General features: G+C 62.1%; 12 protein-coding genes. 7 read left to right on the top strand and 5 right to left on the bottom strand.

All coding sequences use genetic code 11. From position 1 onward, the window contains the following. Positions 1 to 55: 55 nt before the first annotated feature. Both NKH73_RS00130 and NKH73_RS00125 read right to left on the bottom strand, forming a co-directional pair. Positions 56 to 1,078: a phosphoribosyltransferase gene (locus NKH73_RS00130; RefSeq protein WP_352926365.1), complete on the bottom strand. Its 1,023-nt coding sequence runs from the start codon at positions 1,076 to 1,078 to the stop codon at positions 56 to 58. A 38-nt stretch (positions 1,079 to 1,116) separates the two neighbouring features. Continuing rightward, positions 1,117 to 2,613 (bottom strand): lipopolysaccharide biosynthesis protein, encoded by a 1,497-nt coding sequence (locus NKH73_RS00125; protein WP_352926362.1) that lies wholly within the window; start codon positions 2,611 to 2,613, stop codon positions 1,117 to 1,119. Positions 2,614 to 2,803: 190 nt separating this feature from the next. Here NKH73_RS00125 and NKH73_RS00120 point away from each other — a divergent pair, with 190 nt between their 5' ends. The 6 genes from NKH73_RS00120 (at position 2,804) to NKH73_RS00095 (ending at position 10,506) form a co-directional block, all read left to right on the top strand. Further along, positions 2,804 to 3,976 carry a glycosyltransferase family protein gene (locus tag NKH73_RS00120; RefSeq protein WP_352926360.1) on the top strand — a complete coding sequence of 391 codons (1,173 nt, stop codon included), beginning with the start codon at positions 2,804 to 2,806 and terminating at the stop codon, positions 3,974 to 3,976. A 25-nt stretch (positions 3,977 to 4,001) separates the two neighbouring features. Further along, positions 4,002 to 5,000 (top strand): glycosyltransferase family 2 protein, encoded by a 999-nt coding sequence (locus NKH73_RS00115; RefSeq protein WP_352926358.1) that lies wholly within the window; start codon positions 4,002 to 4,004, stop codon positions 4,998 to 5,000. Further along, complete coding sequence (locus tag NKH73_RS00110; protein ID WP_352926355.1) at positions 4,997 to 5,950, top strand: glycosyltransferase family 2 protein; 954 nt, start codon at positions 4,997 to 4,999, stop codon at positions 5,948 to 5,950. Before NKH73_RS00115 ends, NKH73_RS00110 begins: the two co-directional genes overlap by 4 nt. Then, complete coding sequence (locus NKH73_RS00105; protein WP_352926353.1) at positions 5,940 to 6,908, top strand: glycosyltransferase family 2 protein; 969 nt, start codon at positions 5,940 to 5,942, stop codon at positions 6,906 to 6,908. Before NKH73_RS00110 ends, NKH73_RS00105 begins: the two co-directional genes overlap by 11 nt. A 53-nt stretch (positions 6,909 to 6,961) precedes the next feature. Then, positions 6,962 to 7,858 (top strand): UTP--glucose-1-phosphate uridylyltransferase, encoded by an 897-nt coding sequence (locus NKH73_RS00100; RefSeq protein WP_352926351.1) that lies wholly within the window; start codon positions 6,962 to 6,964, stop codon positions 7,856 to 7,858. Between the two features lie 266 nt (positions 7,859 to 8,124). Further along, positions 8,125 to 10,506, top strand: coding sequence for a polysaccharide biosynthesis tyrosine autokinase (locus tag NKH73_RS00095; RefSeq protein WP_352926348.1), 2,382 nt, complete (start codon positions 8,125 to 8,127; stop codon positions 10,504 to 10,506). Positions 10,507 to 10,701: 195 nt separating this feature from the next. Here NKH73_RS00095 and NKH73_RS00090 read toward each other — a convergent pair whose 3' ends face one another. Together NKH73_RS00090 and NKH73_RS00085 are read right to left on the bottom strand one after the other, a co-directional pair. Then, complete coding sequence (locus tag NKH73_RS00090; protein ID WP_352926346.1) at positions 10,702 to 11,781, bottom strand: acyltransferase family protein; 1,080 nt, start codon at positions 11,779 to 11,781, stop codon at positions 10,702 to 10,704. Between the two features lie 100 nt (positions 11,782 to 11,881). After that, a complete protein-coding gene (locus NKH73_RS00085; RefSeq protein WP_352926344.1) occupies positions 11,882 to 13,789 on the bottom strand; it encodes a propionyl-CoA synthetase in 1,908 nt (635 codons plus the stop codon). 144 nt (positions 13,790 to 13,933) lie between these two features. Between NKH73_RS00085 and NKH73_RS00080 the strand changes: the two genes are divergently transcribed. Beyond that, a complete protein-coding gene (locus NKH73_RS00080; RefSeq protein ID WP_352926342.1) occupies positions 13,934 to 14,725 on the top strand; it encodes a DUF2259 domain-containing protein in 792 nt (263 codons plus the stop codon). Between the two features lie 343 nt (positions 14,726 to 15,068). On the opposite strand, the gene dhaK is transcribed toward NKH73_RS00080, so the two are convergent. Beyond that, entirely contained in the window at positions 15,069 to 16,055 is a 987-nt protein-coding gene (gene dhaK, locus NKH73_RS00075; RefSeq protein WP_352926339.1) for a dihydroxyacetone kinase subunit DhaK, read from the bottom strand. Positions 16,056 to 16,058 lie beyond the last annotated feature (3 nt).

The raw sequence follows: 16,058 nt of genomic DNA, 5'->3' as shown, positions 1-16,058 counted from the left end.
ATAGAGCGGTTCGGGTTTCCGTGAAACGACGAACCGCTCTAAATTCTGAATGGGTTCAAGCAGGTCGTTTGACCCGGCTCTTGAGCGTTTCGTAGCCGCGCTCGCCGAGCAGCGTGCGCGCGACGGTCTTGATCGCCGTCTTGCGCCCGTCCGGCGAACTGATCTCCCGCAATCTGCTGGGAAGGTTGCGCGCCGTCTGTCCGAGTGCCGGAAGCGACAGCGTGTCGGGATAGCTTACCAGATGCGTTTCCACGCACAGCACCGGTTTGCCGGAAAGCTTGGCGATCTTGAGCGCCTGCTGGTGCTCGCTCTCGATGAACAGGATGGCGTCGGATTTGCGGTAGAAGTCGGCCTTGAAACTGCCATGCACGCCAAGCCGTTGCCGTTCCGCCTTGCTCGGCAGGTCAAGCATGATCAGCTTGTCGTATTCGATGCCGTGCTTTGCGAGCCATGTTTCGGTAAGCGCGCGGTATTTCTCGAGCCGGCTGGTGACGAGCCAGCCGATCCTGCGGGTCGGGCCAAACAAGGGCAGCGCTTCGCTCAGGAACTGCTCATAGGCGGGGCCGTCGTCGTTTTCCGCTTCGGTCGGATCCAGGCAAAGCACGCCGTCAATGTCGACGCAGCATTGCGCGAGGAATTTGTGGTGCATGAAGTTCCACTGGAACATCCTCGGATGCGGTACGACTTCCAGGACGATGTCGGTTTCCTCGTGCTGGGGCAGCAGGCCGAACACTGCGGCAAAAGTGAAGTCCGCCTTGATGCCGGCGGCCTCTACCCGGCTGCGCGCCGCTTGCATGGCGGCGCCGCCGCTGACGCTGTCGTCGATCACCAGAATCTTGCGCATGTCCGACGCTTGCCGGTCGAGCGCGGCGCGGCGCTTGGTGGCCCCCGACGTGTAGATCTTTCCGGCAAGGAAACTGTCCAGATCGGTCATCGGTATGTTCGCCGTCAGGCTGAGCAGCGTGGCGGCAAGAATGCCGCTTCTGGGAACACCGACCACCAGGTCGATGTCGCGCGGCAACCGGTGAAGGTTTCTGACAATCGCATCGTTCATGTCGGAGATCGATCGGTAGTGCATGGGATCAGGCCTGGTCCTCGAATGGATGTCCGCGCAAGTTACTTCGCCTCGCTTGGTGCTGTCGCGGGCGGCCGTGCCGGCAGGAGCTTCAGGGCCTCCCGCAGCGCCTCGCGGCCGGAAGCAAACGCCAATGCGACCATAATGGTGATCATGTAGGACATTACCACCGCACCGGCCATAGCGACGATGTGCTGTTGCGGCAGCAGCGGCTTGACGAACCAGATGGCGGCAAGCGCCAGATGCGCGCCAAGCATGAAGGGCGATACCGCGCGAAGGATATGGCTTGCCCGCAGCGGGCCGGTTTTGCCGATATACAGCCACAGGAAAGGCGTTTTGAGATACTCGCTGATTGCATAGGCGATCGCCACCCCCAGTGCGCCATAGGGAAGGCCAATCAGGAAGGCCAGTACCGACGTCATGGCCGCTATGATGCCCCAGCGCATAAAATCGCCCGAGCGCCCCTGGCTGATGAAAAGCCATCCCGCCGGGTTGTTGAGCGGCTGCAGCAGCCCGGCAAAGCCGAGCGCCAGGAAGATGCTGGAACTCTGCCGCCACTGCTCGCCGAGCACGAACGGTATCAGCACGTCGGACATGGCGGTGGCGAAGGCGACGCCCGGAAGTGCGACCAGCAAGATCAGCGGCATGACGCGAAGATAAGCGCTGCGGTAGCGGTCCGGCTCGTCCTTCAGCCTGGAAAGAGCCGGCACCATGACCTTCGACAGCGGATTGGTGATCTGGCTCAACGGAAACAGCAGCAGCTTGTAGGCCCGGTCATAAAGCCCAAGCTGCGCTTCGCCCCAATATTTTCCGATCAGCACATTGTCGAGATTACGGGCAAAGAAATTGGTGAAATTGAACCCGGTGATGCCGGCGCCGAAGTTGATCAGTTCGCCGATGCCGTTGACCTTGCGCGGCAGGCTAGGACGCCATCGCGAGTTTGCCCAGAAGCAAAGCGTCGGCAGTACGGCTGCTGTCAGCGTGCCGGCAAAAAGCGCCCAATAGGAACGGTCGATGAAAGTCCAGGCGATCGATACGACCAGGCCGGCGATGGCACTTGCGACATCGATAACGGCCAGACGGGCGAACTGCATCCGACGTGTCAGCAGCGCCAGATGCTGGGCGCCCAGCCCATAGGCTATGATCTGCAACCCAAGCGCTGCCACCAGACCGGCCACCCGCGGTTCGTCGTAGAAGGCGGCGACCAGGGGTGCCGCAACCGCCAGCACGCAAGCCAGCAATGTGCTGACCGCGACATTGACCCAGAAGAGGTAGTTGACCTCCTCATGCCTGATTCCGGTTTTCTGGATCGTCGCCTGGGTCAGGCCGAAATCCTGGAACAGCGCTATGAAGGCAAGCACGGGCGCGCACATCGCCACGACACCGAAGTCCTGCGGCGACAGCAGGCGCGACAGCACGATAACGGAGACGATCTGCGTCGCGACCCGCACCGATTGCGCCAAAGCCGTGATGACAGCGCCGCGCCCCACCGATCTGCGGAGAGAGCCCTCTGGCGGGTCGAATGCATTGGCTTGCAAATTCAGGGTCCCTGATTTTTGTGCCGGTCCCGATATTCCGACCCGCGCCCGATGCCATCATCAAACTACGGCAATAATTTTGCAGCGCAACAAAAAACGTGGTTCTTTGCTACGCTGCACCAAAAATGTTGCGATGCAGCACGAGCTGTACTAGGATTCTTGCGGGCGGGCCAACAGCGGTCGAGTTTTCATGCTGCATGTCTTGTACTTGGTACACGACGTCTCCGACCCGGCCGTGCGCCGGCGGATCATAATGCTCAAGGCAGGCGGCGCCCAGGTAACACTGGCGGGCTTCCGTCGGACGGCAAGCCCGATCCTCGATGTCGAGGGCGTGCAGCCGATCGATCTTGGCGCGACGCGCGACGGCCGATTCGCCCAACGGCTGGCGGCGGTCACAAAGGCGGCCGTTTCGATCGGCTCGAAGCTCGGTTCGATGCCGCGACCCGACCTCATCATCGCGCGTAATCTGGAAATGCTGGCGCTTGCACGGCGTGCCAAATCGGCGTTCCAGGCTACGGTGCCAATCGTCTACGAGTGCCTCGACATCCATCGTCTTGTGCTTCGCCGCGACTTGGTGGGTAAGGCGATGCGCGGCGCGGAACGCTATCTGGCCAGGGATATAAGCCTGCTGGTGACCAGCTCACCGGCCTTTATCGCCAATTATTTCAAGCCGTTCGGTCAGATTGCCGCGCCTGTCGAGCTGCTCGAAAATAAATATTTCGAGCCTACCGCGGTTTCGCTGGAAGATCGCATAGTGGTGGAGCATCCCGCCGCCCCGCCTTGGCGGATCGGCTGGTTCGGCGCGCTCCGGTGCCGCCGCTCCCTGGAACTACTGGCCGAATTTTCCCGACGGCTGGAGGGCCGCTTCGAAATCATCCTCAGAGGCCGTCCGGCGCTTTCCGAATTTCCGGATTTTCACGGTTTCGTCGAATCCGAGCCCTGGCTCTCGTTTGGCGGGCCCTATCGTAACCCCGAGGATATGCCGACCATCTACCGCGAGGTTCATTTTTCCTGGGCGATAGATTTTTTTGAGCAAGGGCTGAATTCCGAATGGCTGCTGCCCAACCGCCTCTATGAGGGCTGTCGCTTCGGCGCAGTGCCGATCTCCGTGGGCAACACCGAAACAGGCCGGTTCCTGGACCGGCAGGGCATCGGCGTTCTTTTGACTCAAGCCACGCCCGAGGCGCTCGAAGCCGCCCTGGGCGATATGGAGGAGCATCGTTTCAGGAGATTGCGGGCGCGCGTTCTCGCCCGCAATCCGCGAACCTGGAGCCACGATCGCAGCGATTGCCGGGCGCTCGTTGACAAACTTCGCGCGTTGACGACTGTGTCCGATCGATATGCTGCCGAGGCACTGGCTTAGTATGGCTAGAGATGGGCATGGGTCGATGACGCAGACCGAAAAGCTTGCGCCCAGTCTGATCGTGATTCCGTGCCTGAACGAAGCGGCTCACATCGGCGCGCTCGTTGATCAGCTTCGACCGGCAGCCGAGAGGCTCGGTGCCCGGATCGTCGTTGCCGATGGCGGCAGCACGGACGGCACACGGGCGATCGTCGAGGAGATCGCCGGGACGGATCCGCGGATCGTCCTTCTTCACAATGAAAAGCGCCTGCAGAGCGCGGCGATCAATCTCGCCGTCGCCAGTTACGGCGAAGCGGCCGAATATCTCATTCGCATCGACGCGCATGGCGGCTATCCCCCGGACTATTGCGATCGGCTGGTCGAGGAGGCGCTGGCCACTGGCGCGGATTCGGTGGTCGTCTCCATGCTGACCAGCGGCAGCGGCACGGTGCAGAAAGCGGTGGCGGCTGCACAGAATTCCAAGCTTGGCACGGGCGGCTCCAAGCACCGGCATCTCTCAGTGGGAGAGTGGGTCGATCACGGCCACCACGCGCTGATGCGGATATCGGCCTTCAAGGCTGTCGGCGGCTATGACGAGACGTTCAGCCACAACGAGGATGCGGAGCTCGACTACCGGCTGCGCAAGGCCGGTTACCGGATCTGGATGAGCGGCAAGACGCAAATGATCTACTACCCGCGCTCGTCGCTCGCCGGCCTCTATTTCCAGTATCTCGGCTATGGCCGCGGCCGGGCAAAGAACGTTCTCAAGCACCGCATGATACCGAAAGTCCGGCAGATGGTGCCGCTTCTGGTGTTTCCCATCGTCCTTCTCTCTGCCTTTTTCTTCGTGCATTGGCTGGCTATCGTGCCGCTCCTGGTGTGGGCGTCGGTTTGCCTCGGCTATGGCGTGTGGACCGCCATCAGCCAGCGCAGTCCGGACAGCGCCCTTGCCGGGATTTCGGCGATGGTCATGCATTTTGGCTGGTCCGTCGGCTTCTGGCTGCAACTGTTCGGACAGCGATCACAGCGTAGGAGGGTGGCGTGACGGATGTGGCCGAGAAAAACCGCAGCATAGATGTCTGCGTATGCACTTTTCGGCGGCCGGAGCTTGCCGACACCCTTCGCTCCATAGCCGCCCTGGACGTGCCTTCGGGATTCGACATCCGCGTCATCGTCGCCGACAATGATGACGGTCCGACGGCCGAGCTGCTGGTGGCGACGCTGGCGGAGACGTTGAAGCTGCCGATCAGCTATCGTCATTGCCCGGCACGCAACATCTCAATCGCCCGCAACGCCTGTCTCGACGCCAGCACGTCGGATTTCGTCGCCTTCCTCGACGACGACGAAACGGCATCGTCCAGATGGCTCGCCGAACTGGTTGCGACGGCAGAAGCGAGTGGCGCCGCCGCCATACTCGGACCGGTGCGGGCGCGCTATCGCGCGGACGCGCCAGATTGGATGCGCCGCGGCGATTTCCACTCCACCCTGCCCGTCTGGGTGCGCGGCGAGATCCGCACCGGCTACACCTGCAACGTTCTGCTCAGGATGGGCGCCGACAGCCTCCGCGGACGACGGTTCAGCCTGGCGCGTGGCCAGACCGGCGGCGAAGACACCGAATTCTTCGACCATATGGTCAAGGCTGGCGGTCGCATCGCCTTTTCGCCGCAGGCCTGGGTCGACGAAGTGGTGCCGCGCGCCAGGGCCGCATTCGACTGGCTCCGCCGCCGCCGGTTTCGTGTCGGGCAGACGCATGGACACCTTCTGGGCCGCGACGCGCGTGGCCTCGCTTTGGTCAGGCAAGTCAGCCTTGCCTCTGCAAAGGCGGTCTTTTGTTTCGCATCGGCAATCCCGGTCGCGATCAGTCCCGTGCGCAGGAACCGCAGCGTGCTTCGCGGCATTATGCATGTCGGCGTCGTGAGCGGTCTCGTCGGCGTGCGTGAAATCCGCCAATACGGCCTGCCCTCGCCGCAGGAAGGGGGCAAGCGTGCAGCCTGACGTCACCTTTGTCATTGCCGCCTACAATGCGGAACTGACCATCGAGCGGGCGATCGCCAGCGCCATCGCCCAGCGCGATGTCAGTGTCGAGGTCATCGTCGTCGACGACCAGTCGCGCGACCGGACGCTCGATCTGGCGCGATCCTATCCCGAAGACATCGTTCGCGTCGTCGCCCTTGAGCAAAACCGTGGTCCTGGCGGCGCCAGAAATGCCGGCCTCGAGCTTGCCCGCGGCAGATGGGTCGCAATCCTCGATTCCGACGACGCGGTCTACCCGGGCCGGATCTGCACCATGATTGACCGCGCCGAAAAAGCAGGCGCCGAGATCGCGATAGACAATCTCCAGGTCGTTCGCGAGGACGGCGTCGCCGAAGAGACGATGTTTCCGGCCGACTACCTCGAGGGCTTGAGTGAAATCTCGCTGGCGGACTATATCGCCGGCAATGTGGTCTTCGAATCCAGGTTCAATCTTGGCTATCTCAAGCCGATCTTCCAACGACGGTTCCTGAACGAAAACGGGCTTCGCTATGACGAAAGCCTGATCATTGGCGAAGATTACATCCTGCTGGCCAGTGCCCTGGCCAAGGGCGGCAAATGCGTGGTCGAGCCGACGTCCGGCTATGTCTACCATATCCGGACTGGCTCGATTTCCCGCGTGCTCGAACTTCATCACGTCGAGGCGATGCGCAAGGCCGACCTGGCTTTCGCCAGAACACATTCCATGGACGCAGCCGCCGAGGCCGCTTTCGCCAGGCGCACGCGCAGCCTGCGCAAGGCGGCGTCGTTCCTGTCGCTGGTCCAGCATATCAAGGCGCGGTCCCCGCTTAAGGCGATGTGGACGGCGCTCAGTGATCCGGCGGCGGTTCGGCATATGGGCATGCCGATCGCCGTCCGGCTGCGAAGGGTGGCGGCGCAATTTGCCGTGGGTGCGGGGGAGGTGAAGAGTGCAGGCAGATGAAAGACAGTTTTCGCGGCCTGCGACAGGTTGAAAATCTCCAGAAGGATTATGCGATGAAGAAAGTCAGGAAGGCAGTCATACCGGTGGCGGGGCTTGGGACGCGATTCCTGCCGGCGACCAAATCCATGCCGAAGGAAATGCTGCCGGTCGTCGACAGGCCTGTCGTGCAATATGCGGTGGACGAGGCATTCGAAGCCGGCATCGAGCACATTGTCTTCGTTACGGGTCGCAACAAGGCGGTCATCGAGGATTATTTCGACCTGCATCCCGAATTGATCGGAACCTTGGAGCAGAGCGGCAAGACGGCGCAGCTTCAGGCGCTCGAAAGCCTGCTCCCCGTGGCCGGTGCCACGAGCTTCATCCGGCAGCAGTCGCCGCAAGGTCTCGGCCATGCGGTATGGTGCGCCCGGGAAGTCATCGGCGATGAGCCCTTCGCATTGCTGCTGCCGGACATGGTGTCCTTCGGCGGGCGCGGATGTCTCGCCGAAATTGCCGACCTTTATGCGCAGACCGGCGGAAACGTCATCGCCGTCGAGCGCTGCGACCCGACCGAAACCAGCAAATACGGCATCGTCGGCTGCGGCGCGGATGTTGGCTCGGGCTTCGAAGTCAACGCCATGGTCGAAAAGCCCGCTCCGGCCAATGCGCCGTCGAACTACTACATCAACGGCCGCTATATCCTGCAGCCTGAGATATTTGCGCTGCTCGGCAATCAGCAGCGCGGCGCCGGCAACGAGATCCAGCTGACCGACGCCATGGTCCGGCTTGCGCAGAGCCAGGCTTTCTTCGCCCAGCCGTTCAGCGGCAGGATGTTCGACTGCGGTTCTAAGGAGGGGTTCATCCAGGCAAATGTCGCCTTCGCGCTGGCGCGTGACGACATGAAGGGGCCGATCTTCGAGATGCTTCAGGAGTTCGTCCAGTCGCATGAGCGCCGGGTAGAAGCCGCATAATGCCCATTTTTTGGGAGCATTGGCATATGGATGGCCGCGCAAGACATGCCGTTTTGACCGCCAAGACCTTGCTGTGTCTGGCATGAAGCCTGCGCCGGACATGTGCTGATGCTCCCGATCATGCTCTAACGCCTGCATGCTGGAGCACCGGGCCCAAAGTCGGGCCCGGTTCAGAGAAGTCCGATGCTCGGACAAAGAAATAGAGCGGCGGCACAATTCGACTTGAGAGACCGCCGCTCTAGATGCAAACTAGAATTGGACCGAAGATGAATTATGCCAATTTTCCTCTCGACAAGAGGAAGTCATTGCCGAGTTCTGACGCAGTAAGCGCCGAAGACTTCATCGATGTCGAGCGCCTGCTGAGCATGGCGGCAAGGCAGGCAAAGGTGGTTGCGGCATGCGCCGCCATCGGTCTTTTTCTGGGCGTGCTCTATTTGCAAACCACGCCTCCTACCTACTTGGCAACGAGCCGCGTGCTGATCGATGAAGGCTTGAACAAGGTCGTCGACGAGGTCTCGGCAGCGTCGGTCAGCATGCAGACCGACTCCGCCATTCTGAGCCAGATCGAAATTCTCCATTCGGCGAGACTGGCGGCGGTGGTCGTCGACAAGCAGAAGCTCGATCAGAACGACGCTTTCTTGTACCCTCCGACGTCGCTTGCGTCGAAGGCCGCCGGTTTGGTGCGCGGCGTGATCCGGTATTTCCGTCCCAGCCCCGCCGTGGGCACCACCGACGTCACCCAGCTTGATGCGGCCACGCGCGAGGCGATGATCGCCTCGTCACGTCGCGATTACGCAATCCTCAAACTGCAGAACGAGGTGCAAGCCGAGCGCGTCGGTCGAAGCTATGTGATTTCCATCGCCTATCAAGCGACAGACCCAGTGCTTGCGACCGCGATCACCAAGGCCTATGCCGACGCCTATCTCGCGGATCAGCTCGATGCGAGCTTCGATGCGACCGAGCGGGCAGCGGTCTGGCTGCAAGGCCGGCTGACGGAGCTTCGCGAAAGTTCCCAGGCAGCCGCGCTTGCCGTCGAGAAGTTCAGGGCCGAGCATGGATTGGCCGTCAATGATGGCCAGTTGATCAGCGACAAGCAATTGGGCGATCTTAACAGCCAGCTTATTGAGGCGCAGGCCGATACCGCCCGCGCCAGCGCCCGCTATCAGCAATACAAGTCGATCGTCGAAAGCGGTTCGGATAACGCATTCAGGGATGCCGCCATATCCGCCGACCAGCCGAGCAACTCGGTCATTTCAACGCTCAAGACCCGTTATCTCACTGTCGCCAAGCGACAGCAGGATGTCGAAGCCAATTTCGGGGCCGATCATCCCCAGGCGGTCGCACTGGCCAAGGAAAAGGCCGACATATCGGCGCAGATTTTCGGCGAGCTGAAGCAACTGACCGAAAGCTACCGCAATGAGTACGAAGTTGCCCTCGCGCGCGAGACGGCGCTCCGCGCAAATGTCGCATTAGCGGCCGGCAAGAGTTCCATCGACAACCAGTCGCAGGTCAAGCTGCGTGAACTGGAGCAGAAGGCAACGGCGCTCTCGACGCTCTATCAGACGTTCCTTGGCCGCTACGAGGAGGCCTCCCAGCAGCAATCCTTCCCGGTCGGCAAGATCCGAGTCATCTCGGACGCGACGCTGCCGCAATCCGCGGCAACCCCGCGCACGTCCATTGTGCTGGGACTTTCGCTTGTGCTTGGCCTGATGATGGGGGCCGGGCTTGGCGGCCTGAACGAATTCAGGGAACGGTTCTTCAGGACCGGCGAGGACGTTCGCGATCGCGTTGGTCTCAAATTCCTCGGCTACCTGCCGATCATTGGCAGCAAGGTCGTCAAGGACGACAGGCGCGATGACGGTCAGGCGGACGTCAAAACCGCCCAGTCATCGTCGGCCGCTGAAAGACGCGCGCGCATGCGGGTGAGCGTCGACGCCCCGGCATCGATGTTTTCCGAAACGCTCCGCAGCGCCAAGATTGCCTTCGACGTCGTGCTGGAAGGGCAAGGCAGCCGGGTCATTGGCGTGGTCTCGGTTCTTCCCGGCGAGGGCAAGTCGACCGTGGCGGCGAACCTGGCCGGCCTGCTTGCCGCCAACGGTTCCAAAACGCTGCTGGTGGACGGCGACCTGCGCAACCCCGGCCTCAGCCGCGCCCTTGGCATGGAGGCCGAGCAAGGCCTGATGGAAGCGGTGGTGAGCGGGCAGACCTGGCAGTCCGTCGGCAAGATCGACCGGCAGACGAAGCTGGCGATCGTCCCGGCCGTTCCGCGCGGTCACTTCTCGCACACCAGCGAGCTTCTGTCGTCGGCCGGAATGCGTCGTTTCATCGACAACGCCAAGGAAACTTTCGAATACATCATCGTCGATCTGCCGCCGCTTGGCCCGGTGGTCGACGCCAAGGCCTTTGCTCCGCTTGCCGACGGCTTCGTGCTCGTGACCGAGTGGGGGCGCACGCCGCGTGCGATGGTGCAATCCATACTGAGTTCGGAATCCTATATCGCCAACAAGATCGTCGGCGTGGTCTTGAACAAGGTCGATTTGAAGAAGCTCGCCAAGTATGGGTCAATCGGCGGCTCGGAAAAATTCTTCGACAGATATTCGAGCTACTATCTGGAAAAGTCGGAAGCGCGCCGGAAGGTAAAAACCTGACCCTCTGTATACTGGTATACAAAGCGCGGTGCGTGAATCATCGCGCGTGCGCGGCGAGGCCTATGCCGGGCCTGGCGTCGGCGGAATCACGAATAGACCTGACCGGCGGCTAGCCGATACGGTCGGTGATGCGATGGCCGATCTCCTCGCTTGATGCTTCGCGCCGCACGGACCCGGCGTGACACACGTGCGCGGTTACGCGGCCCTGAGGCGATAGCGGAAGATGGTGTGGTCGAGCAGAAGCCGGATTCTCGGTTCGGCCTCGATCGCAATCAGCCAGCTCGCGGCGATCATGGTCGCCCCGACGATGACCACCGAAAGCAGGTATGGCGCTCCCGCACGCATCAGGGCGCCGAGAATGGCCGCGCCGACGACATCATGGATCAGATAGAGAGGGTAGGTCATCAGGCCGATCCGGCGCCAGCCGCGCCAGGACAGGTTAAGCCGCAACGACCATGCCATTAAAGCGATGGCAACGAGGAAGAAGACCATCGGCGGCGCGTATGGCATCTGTTCTTCGACCTTGACGGTGTGAACATCGACCGAACTGGCGATCTGCAGGACGCAGCCAACGAGAAACAGCGCGCAGAGGCCAAGCCGGAAGGGCGTCACCGCCTTGAATCGCATCAGCCAGATCATGACGCCCGTCGCAAAGAAGCATCCGTGATGGACCAGCAGCAGGGCGAGCCAACGCGTCTCGGCAAGGTTCGACCAATCGAGCGGATAATACAGGCACCAAAAGAGCGTGCTGACCATGCCTATCACCATGGCCACGACCTCCATCAGATGGAAGCGGCCCAGCCACAGCAAGGTCCAGACGACGGCATAAAAGGCGATCTCGATGCCGAGCGTCCAGTAGACGCTGTCGACCCAGGGAGAGTAGGGAACGAACAATGCCGTGCGAACGAGCCGGTTCACGGCATCCGTCGGCCAGCTGAGGCCGACGAGGAGCAGCACCGCCGCGGTGATAGGCGCGCAAATCCAGACCGCCGGCGCCAGCCGCTTCACCCTTGCCTCGAAAAACCGCAAGGGGGTCGATTTTTCGGCGCTGAAGGCGATGACGAAGCCGCTGATGACGAAAAACACCTGCACCCCGACCCATCCGGAGCCGAGCATCTCCAGTTCCGGATGCGGCGGGATGCCGCCGGTGGCCCGTGCCGAAACGCCGGCGGGAAAGGCCCACACCCAGTAACCGTAGTGGTAGAACATAACGAGGACTGCGGCGAGAAATCGAAGAATGTCGACGCCGCCAAAAGTGGTTTTTTGCTGAGCCATGCCGTATCGTCGGTGGGCGCCCCGACAAAACTGTATGGCGATTTGCTGCGTTGCACAATAGCCAATTGGCCACCGGCGCGCTGTCGATGGTTCGATGTCTCTACAGGCCGATTCCGCGTCCCTTCAGCGCTGCGGTGATTTCGTCGAGAATGACCGGATCGTCGATAGTCGCCGGCATCGTCCATTCTTCCTTGTCGGCAATCTTCTGCATGGTGCCGCGCAGGATCTTGCCGGAGCGCGTCTTTGGCAGGCGCTTGATCGTTACCACCGTCTTGAAGGCGGCGACCGGGCCGATGCGCTCACGCACCAGCGTGACCACCTCGGTCTCGATAGTGGCGATGTCGCGCGCAACGCCCGCATTCAGCACGACGAAGCCGAGTGGAACCTGGCCTTTCATCGCGTCGGCGACGCCGATGACAGCACATTCGGCAACGTCCGGATGCGCGGCCAGCACCTCCTCCATGGCGCCGGTCGACAGCCTGTGGCCGGCGACATTGATGATGTCGTCGGTTCGAGCCATGACAAAGAGATAGCCGTCCTCGTCCATCATGCCGGCATCCGCCGTCTTGTAGAAGCCGGGGAATTCGTCGAGATAGGCTTGGCGAAACCGGTCGTCGGCATTCCACAGCGTCGGCAGGCAGCCGGCCGGCAGCGGCAGCCTGACCACGACGTTGCCCAGCGTGCCGCGCTCGACCTCATGACCTCCATCGTCGAGCACGCGGATGTCATAGCCGGGCATCGGCACGCCGGGCGAGCCGTATTTCACCGGCAACAGGCCCAGCCCGGCCGGGTTGATCGTCATCGGCGAGCCGGTCTCGGTCTGCCACCAATGGTCGATCACCGGCACGTGCAACTTCTGCTCCGCCCATTTGATGGTTTCCGGATCGGCGCGCTCGCCGGCGAGGAACAGGGTGCGGAATTTCGACAGGTCGTATTTCGGGACGAATTCGCCCTTGGGGTCCTGCCCCTTGATGGCGCGAAAGGCGGTCGGCGCGGTGAACAGCGCCACCACCCCATGCTCCGCTATCACCCGCCAATATGTGCCGGCGTCGGGCGTGCCCACCGGCTTGCCCTCGAACAGGACGGTTGTGCACCCATGCAGCAGCGGGCCATAGACGATATAGGAATGGCCGACTACCCAGCCGACATCGGAAGCCGCCCAGAACACCTCGCCCGGCTTGACGCCGAACTCGTTCTCCATCGACCATTTCAGCGCAACCATATGGCCGCCATTGTCGCGCACGATGCCCTTGGGCTGGCCGGTCGTTCCTGATGTGTAGATGATGTAGAGCGGGTCGGTGGCAAGCACCGGAACGCAGTCGACATTGGCGCCCGCGGCGCGCTCGCGGGCGACGGCGTCGGCATAGTCGATATCGTGGTTTTCCCTGAGCTCGCAGCGCAGCTGGTCGCGCTGCAGGATGAGGCAGGCTTCTGGCTTGTGCCGCGACGTCTCGATCGCCTTGTCGAGCAGCGGCTTGTAGGCGACGACGCGCCCAGGCTCTAGGCCGCAAGAGGCGGAAATGATCAGCTTCGGCTTCGCGTCGTCGATGCGCGTGGCGAGTTCGTGCGAGGCAAAGCCGCCGAAGACGACCGAATGCACCGCGCCGATCCGGGCGCAGGCCAGCATGGCGAAGGCCGCTTCCGGCACCATCGGCATGTAGATGATGACCCGATCGCCTTTCTGGACGCCGCGGTTCTTCAGCACCGATGTCAGCGCGACCACCTCGCGCTTCAGTTCGGCATAGGTGAATTTCCGGATCGTGCCTGAAATCGCGCTGTCATGGATCAGCGCGATCTGGTCGGCGCGGCCACCCGCCACGTGGCGGTCGACGGCGTTGAAGCAGGTGTTGCAGGTAGCCCCGTTGAACCAGCGTCCATAGACGCCGGCCGCTGCATCGAACACGCTGTCGTAGGGCGAGAACCAGTCGATGGCTTTGGCCGCATCCGCCCAGAATTTCTCCGGATCGCGTTTCCAGCCGTCATAGACCTCGTGGTAGCGTGACGCCATCCAGCTTCCTCCCCAGGAATGTTTGCTGCCTTTGAAATAGCGTATGCTGTTTTTGCAAGCATGTGCAATTTCGTCTTTTGGCGACCTCGCCCTTGGCCGCAAAGCGCGGGGTGATGGTCTAGGGTCATAGTGGGGCAAGGCGCAATGAAGTTGCGATGCGAGGTTGCCGTATTGGCGGCGGTGCTGTTTACGGTCGCTTCCGCCGCTCAGGCCGGCGATGCGGCGGCGAGGCGCATTATCGGCTTTTCGCCGGATGGCAACTATTTCGCCTTCGAGCAATACGGCACGCTCGATGCCGGTGCTTCGGATTCGGGCTGGTCGGAGATCGACATCATCGACACGCGCACCGACGAGTTCGTCGGCGGCAAGCCGATCCGCATCGTCGATGAGACCGAGGATTCAACCCTGACAGTGGAGCAGGCGAGGGCACAGGCCGCCGTGCAGGCGGCACCTCTGCTCGCCCGATATGCAATCGCGCCGCGCGGTGAACGGACGGCTGTGGACAAGTTCACCTTTCCCGACGACATGGTTGCTTACAACGACATTGCGCGCCTCGAACAGGTCTCGCAAAAGTGGCTTTCGCTGAGCTATGACGAGCTTGGTATCTCGACCATCCAGCTCGACCAGATCCTGGCCGAGAGCGCGACGGATTGCTCGTCGAGTTTTGACGGGACGCAGCAAAGCTCCACGGCCGGCAAGGCGTTCGGTTTCCGCCTGACGCTGCAGGGGCAGGATGGCAAGCCGTTCAAGCTGCTGCATGAGGACAAAGCCGTGCCCGGCTCGAGGAATTGCCCGTCTTCCTACAGCCTGTCGGAATCCTATGCGTTCGCCCCGGATAGCAAATCGGCAGTGCTAGCCGTGCTCGTGCAACGCTTCAGTCAGGGATTTGAAGGACGGGATCGCCGCTTTATCGCCGTGACCGGCCAGGTGCCTTGAAAGCCCGTTCGCGCCCGGGCATCTCGGCGGGATCTCGACTGCGCCATTCGGACTGGTTCTAGAGCGGCAGCGCCGCAAGCACGAGTCCCACACCGCCGGCGATCAGCAAAGCGGCGGCGAGCGCCTTTCGGTGACGTTCGAAACCCGTCGGAGCTCGATCCCAATTGTAACGCATGTTCTGCCCCCAAAACCCGCCGAATTCCTTACCTTACCAAAGGTAAACAAAGCAACATTGTGCCTAAACTGACAATGCTCGGCGTGGCGCATGACAGTGTTGTCACCGACTATTTTTGGGGCATCTTTGCAAAGTCCCGCTTCGGCGGCAGCGCCGTGTTTGGCCGCACTACATCCCCCAGCGCAGCGCAGCCGTATGCACCGGTGCGTCCCACAACGCGGTCGTCTCGTCGTCGAGCATGGTCAGCGTGATCGAGCAGCCGGCCATGTCGAGCGATGTCACATAGGACCCGACCAGCGAGCGGGTGACCGTCACGCCGTTTTTCTCGAAGATATTCCGGGCGCTGTTGTACATCAGGTAGAGCTCCATCAGCGGCGTGCCGCCGAAACCGTTGATGAAGAGCAGCGCCGGGCCTTTCGCCCTGTCACCCAGATCGCCCAGGATTGCCGCGCAGATCTCCTCGGCGATGGCGTCGGCGCTCTTCAACGTGTCGCGGCGACGGCCGGGCTCACCATGAATGCCGACGCCGAACTCCATCTCGCCGTCGCCGATATCGAAGGTCGGCTTGCCCGCCGCCGGCACGGTGCAGCTGGTCAGCGCCACGCCCATCGAGCGCGTCGCGCCGTTGACGCGCTCGCCCAGCGCCTTCAGCTCTTTCAGCGCCATGCCTTGCTCGGCCGCGGCGCCGACGATCTTCTCGACCACCAGCGTGCCGGCGACGCCGCGCCGGCCGGTCGTATAGGACGAGTTCTCGACAGCGACATCGTCATTAGTGACGATTTGCATGACGCCTTCCGACATTTCGGCGGCCATGTCGAAATTCATCACATCGCCCTCGTAGTTCTTCACGATGAGCAGGCAGCCGGCGCCGGTGTTGACGGCTTCCGCCGCCGCCATCATCTGGTCCGGCGTCGGCGATGTGAACACCTGGCCGGGGCAGGCAGCATCCAGCATGCCATGCCCGACCAGTCCGCCATGCAGCGGTTCGTGGCCAGAGCCGCCGCCGGAGATCAGCGCCACCTTGCCCGGCTTGAGCACCTTGCGGCGGACGAATTTATGCTCGTCGCCAAGCACAAGGATGTCGGCGTGGGCGGCAACGAAGCCGTCGAGGCTTTCGATCAGCACCGTGTCCACAGAATTCAGAAATTTCTTCATGGC

Source organism: Mesorhizobium sp. M0938 (genome assembly GCF_040319125.1).
GTDB classification, from domain to species: domain Bacteria; phylum Pseudomonadota; class Alphaproteobacteria; order Rhizobiales; family Rhizobiaceae; genus Mesorhizobium; species Mesorhizobium robiniae.
The sequence above is the reverse complement of the archived record's forward strand: the minus strand, read 5'-3'. Positions and strand labels throughout refer to the sequence as shown.